The sequence below is a fragment of the Paenibacillus sp. GCM10028914 genome (genome assembly GCF_042666275.1).
Classification (GTDB): Bacteria; Bacillota; Bacilli; order Paenibacillales; family Paenibacillaceae; genus Paenibacillus_AQ.
In genome coordinates, this window is sequence record NZ_JBHTFO010000004.1 from 1 (window position 1) to 4,625 (window position 4,625).

At 40.4% G+C, this 4,625-nt stretch carries 5 protein-coding genes and 1 CRISPR repeat array; of the genes, 4 read left to right on the plus strand and 1 reads right to left on the minus strand.

Annotated features, from left to right (window positions below; translation table 11 throughout):
* Window positions 1-265: 265 nt before the first annotated feature.
* Complete coding sequence (locus ACFQV5_RS02705) at window positions 266-523, minus strand: hypothetical protein (protein ID WP_379243936.1); 258 nt, start codon at window positions 521-523, stop codon at window positions 266-268.
* 200 nt (window positions 524-723) lie between these two features.
* Here ACFQV5_RS02705 and ACFQV5_RS02710 point away from each other — a divergent pair, with 200 nt between their 5' ends.
* From ACFQV5_RS02710 to ACFQV5_RS02725, 4 genes are all read left to right on the plus strand, one after another.
* Window positions 724-1,302, plus strand: coding sequence for an SUKH-4 family immunity protein (locus ACFQV5_RS02710; RefSeq protein ID WP_379243400.1), 579 nt, complete (start codon window positions 724-726; stop codon window positions 1,300-1,302).
* A 54-nt stretch (window positions 1,303-1,356) separates the two neighbouring features.
* The gene (locus tag ACFQV5_RS02715; RefSeq protein WP_379243403.1) at window positions 1,357-1,545 is read left to right on the plus strand and encodes a hypothetical protein; all 189 of its coding nucleotides are present in this window, start codon (window positions 1,357-1,359) and stop codon (window positions 1,543-1,545) included.
* Between the two features lie 25 nt (window positions 1,546-1,570).
* Complete coding sequence (locus ACFQV5_RS02720; RefSeq protein ID WP_379243405.1) at window positions 1,571-1,969, plus strand: SMI1/KNR4 family protein; 399 nt, start codon at window positions 1,571-1,573, stop codon at window positions 1,967-1,969.
* Window positions 1,970-2,147: 178 nt separating this feature from the next.
* A complete protein-coding gene (locus ACFQV5_RS02725; RefSeq protein WP_379243407.1) occupies window positions 2,148-3,086 on the plus strand; it encodes an Rv1352/Rv1906c domain-containing protein in 939 nt (312 codons plus the stop codon).
* A gap of 428 nt (window positions 3,087-3,514) precedes the next feature.
* Window positions 3,515-4,611: direct repeats of the CRISPR family, unit length 32 nt; unit sequence GTCGCACCCTACGCGGGTGCGTGGATTGAAAT.
* The last annotated feature ends 14 nt before the right edge of the window (window positions 4,612-4,625 follow it).

The window sequence follows — 4,625 nt, forward strand, 5'->3', positions numbered from 1 at the left end:
AACACTTACGTATACATTTACGTTTATGTATTCGTATATGTACACGTCCACGTAAACATTTACGTGTACTCTAAAACTCGTATTGCTGTTACACCTGACACAAACGATTACGTTTATGTACGTGTAAACATTTACGTATACATTCTTAACCTTATAGGGGGATTTCATCAAACAAAAAGAGGTCATCCGCGATCCAAGCAAATAACCCCATTTTGTAGTTATTGTAATACGTAAATGTAAACGTGTACGTTTACGTACGTATCTATTAATTTGCTTCATTAAAATAAAGCCGCAGTGCTTCATTGATTATCCTTGTTTTCTCCCCTCTGCCATTTTCCGCACTCTGACTGTCTAACCTCTTTTTTAAAGCATTCTCAATCCAAACGGTATCCCTTGTATGCGTTTCTTCAAATTTCTTCTTCTTAGTGTTCGCCTTCGGCTTATCTTCTTGAGATGTATCAATAAGTTCTGGATGAACACTGCCGCCCGATGTGCTTCTAATCCTATTCTTTAACTCGTCCATCTTAGACACGCTCAATCAGCTCCTTTACGAATTCTCTGTACAATTTCAAGCCTTGATTTAATTCGGGATTATCTTGGAACCCATTGATCGATAAGCGACCTATAGCAGCTGTACGGGTCATTATAGTTTCAAAGCATAGTTCCCCGTATTCTTCCTCAATTAGCTCGATCAACGCCTTATTATCTGTTCTTCTTGCATCTATGAGAGAACGTAATATACCCGCAATCTTCATACCACAAGAGTTCTTAGACAGCTGGGATAGGGAAACTTTTGGTCTAGTTGAATATGATGATAAAGTAATTGATTCATATTCTTTGTCTCAAGAATCCAAGTATTTCTTAATTAAGGCAGGTTTACCTGAATCGGCTTCACCGTTTCTAACATTTGAATCCTCGCTTAATGGTGGGGGGGTCAAATTAACTGAGAAATACGATGACGCCAACCCTCTTTATTCTAAATACATATATGTTGGATTCACTGGTAACGGCCATCCCATATGTATCGATGAGTTGAACGATGAGGTCATATATATTGATTATGATAATGAGAACGAAGAGGTATTTATAAATTCTTCGATAACGCAGTTTACGGAATCCTTGTTGGTCTATGTGGATTTTATTGAAAAAATAAAAGCTGAAAATGGTAGAAGAGCTTTTCTTGAAAGAAAAGCAACTAATGCTTCGATAGAATGGGTTGCTAACAGACTCGAGGAGATAGATGCTGATTCACTCACTCAAGGGGCCTTTTGGAAAGAGGAACTGAACAATTTTCATTGTTGATGATTTTGAAAAACTAAGTGTTTTACGAGAGTCTGTAAAGGAGGATAGATCTAGATGAATATTTTTGAAGAGATGAGTAGCAATTTTCTTGTAGAAGTAAAAGAACCACCAGCTAGTCAAGAAGATATAAGCAGACTTCAAAACTTCTCTAGTATCACAATTCCAAAGGATTACGAAGAAATGTCCAAAATAGCAACTGAACTAGAGATAAATGTGAAAAGTGAGATGTACATCCGTACATAATCTTTGATGGACTAGGAGGCTTTTTATGATAAATCCACATTCTTTGTCGGGTTTCAATCTTTATCCTTCAGTTGATGAACAGGAGATAAACCAAGTAGAGACGGATATGGGTTTGAAATTTCCTAGAGTATTTAGGGAACTTCTCAAGTTAACAAATGGCTTTGAAACTGAAGAGGGTGTCTTAATTTTTGGTACTGACATTATTAGTGAAAGAAATCAAACGTATGAGGTTTCTGAGTACGCTCCGGGATACATAGCAATAGGAAGTAACGGCGGAGGTCAGTTCTACTTAATGCCAGCAAACGAAGATTCTATTGAATTAATACAAGTAGATACAGGTGTAATGAATCCACAATTTGCTTCTTTAGTAAGTGATAGCTTTATACATTGGATAAATGATGGAGCAATAAAATCGATTTGTTAGACGAAGAATGCTGAAGAGCTTTTTATTTATGTTTAAACATGATTACGCAGTGATTAATAGATCATATGAACTACTTTTAGTTAGAAGTTTTTTCCTATATGCGATATATTATAGTTAATATTCCCTATATCTGATAGACTATCCATTGTTGAGATTTTTCAGAAATGGGGGAACTAAATTGAAAAAACCGATTTTTAAAAAATGGTGGTTCTGGGTCCTGATAGTACTATTAATTGGTATTATAGGTAATATGGGTAGTGAAACGGAGAACCAACCTGAGTCAGCAAATGGAGCTGTCACTACACCAGAAAATGTTAAAGATGATAGTCAACAATCAGAGGAAAAGAAAGACGATGAACCAACTGAAGAAGAATGGCAGGAAAGCTATAAAAAAATCGCACTTAATGAGTTTCAGTCTTATGTAGAGTTATCCGTACGTGGAACTTTGTCTGATGAACGTCATGAATCAGCAGTTAAGGTCTTAAAAAAACAAGCGGAGAAGATTACTGGCGACTCCAAGGAGCAATTTACCAAGCTTGCTGAAGCCGTTGAACAGGATGATATGGAGGCAGGAAAGAAAGTTTACCTAGCTTTAGGCGGAGAAGATTTTGAAGAACTAAACCAAAAGCCAGCTCCTAAGAAAGTTACAATTGATGCTAATGGAACTTTCGCAGTGAATGACGAAGTTCAACCAGGACTTTATAGAGCTGAAGATGGAATCATTTACTGGGCAAGAACATCCGGATTTTCAGGGGAACTAGATGAGATCTTAGCTAATGGTAATGGTTCGGGTCCAACAATTGTTGAGATTAAAAAGTCAGATGTTGGTTTTCAATCCACCGGTATCGGTGAATGGGTGCTGATTGACGAAAACTATAACCCTGAGAAACTAACTGAATTTTCCGATGGTACATATATTGTAGGCAAAGATATTGAACCTGGTACTTATAAAAGTGATGGGTCTGTTGTATATTGGGCAAGATTAAGTGGATTTTCTGGAGATTTGAATCAGATCCTCGCTAACGGGGTTCCTAATGGTTCAGCTATCGTAGAGATAAAAAGTAGTGATAAAGGATTCACAACTTCAGGCGGCGGCACATGGAAGAAAATTAAATAAACAATAAGAACCTTGCATTAGCAGGGTTCTTTTTATATTCTCAAGCGCTTATGATTTTTAATATATGGTGGTTGTTGCTTTTGTGTAAAACAGAAATACTCGGATACATGTTGGAATCGTCTGAGAATGTTCGGTACAACATGTTGATGGATACTTGTTGCTTCAATAAGAGAGTCACTATATTATAAATCAGCTAATTGTATCTTTGCGCTGCGATATTTTGATATAATTAATCATAAAACAATAGTTTCGTTGTTTGGTGCGAATGTAAAGCGAACATGAAATTCTAGGTGCATTCGCACCAATTTTTAACCATTTAATACCACTTTAATCCTTTGCTGGACATGTTATTTGTAAGTATTTGGATATAATAGGTTTCCTTAGTATAGAAAAACGACTTTTGTGGCTGTATTGTTCAAAAAGTCGGAGTCGCACCCTACGCGGGTGCGTGGATTGAAATTGGGATACATGGGGCAAGACAATCACCGGAGTGTGTCGCACCCTACGCGGGTGCGTGGATTGAAATATGGCTTGTGAAACTTTCCCCGCGCCGGATCTGTGTCGCACCCTACGCGGGTGCGTGGATTGAAATGACAAAAGGGAGGCATTTCCTTTTTAGGTGGTGAGTCGCACCCTACGCGGGTGCGTGGATTGAAATTTCGTGACGTCATCAACATTTTCATCAAAGCCGGGTCGCACCCTACGCGGGTGCGTGGATTGAAATAATATACAGCAGGGTTGATGTACTCAACACTTTGTCGCACCCTACGCGGGTGCGTGGATTGAAATCAATAGACTGTTACAGTTGCGGCTTGCTGATCGGTCGCACCCTACGCGGGTGCGTGGATTGAAATGAGAATGGCTTGCGCGATGGTGATACTTGCAAGGATGTCGCACCCTACGCGGGTGCGTGGATTGAAATACCATTGGTGATCACTTTATCAACGGTGTGGCGGTCGCACCCTACGCGGGTGCGTGGATTGAAATGTCAAATGGAATATCTTTTAAACCAATCAATGAAGTCGCACCCTACGCGGGTGCGTGGATTGAAATTCATATAATCTAACTTGTAGTTCAGACCTTTCACGTCGCACCCTACGCGGGTGCGTGGATTGAAATGTGCTGGTAGCGTTGGGGAGCCGTGAGAAGTTAGTCGCACCCTACGCGGGTGCGTGGATTGAAATTAGACGTAGAGGGCGGCGCGTCGGCGCTAGGAGCGGCGTCGCACCCTACGCGGGTGCGTGGATTGAAATGAAATGGCTCGAGCGCTTGTGCTGCTTATCTAGTTGTCGCACCCTACGCGGGTGCGTGGATTGAAATGAAATGGCTCGAGCGCTTGTGCTGCTTATCTAGTTGTCGCACCCTACGCGGGTGCGTGGATTGAAATTATGTACCACATGTTACGCGCTGCGTGCCTATGAGGTCGTCGCACCCTACGCGGGTGCGTGGATTGAAATAAGCTCATATAAAGCGTCGTAATCAAAAATGATGTAGTCGCACCCTACGCGGGTGCGTGGATTGAAATTAGCAACTTGGAGT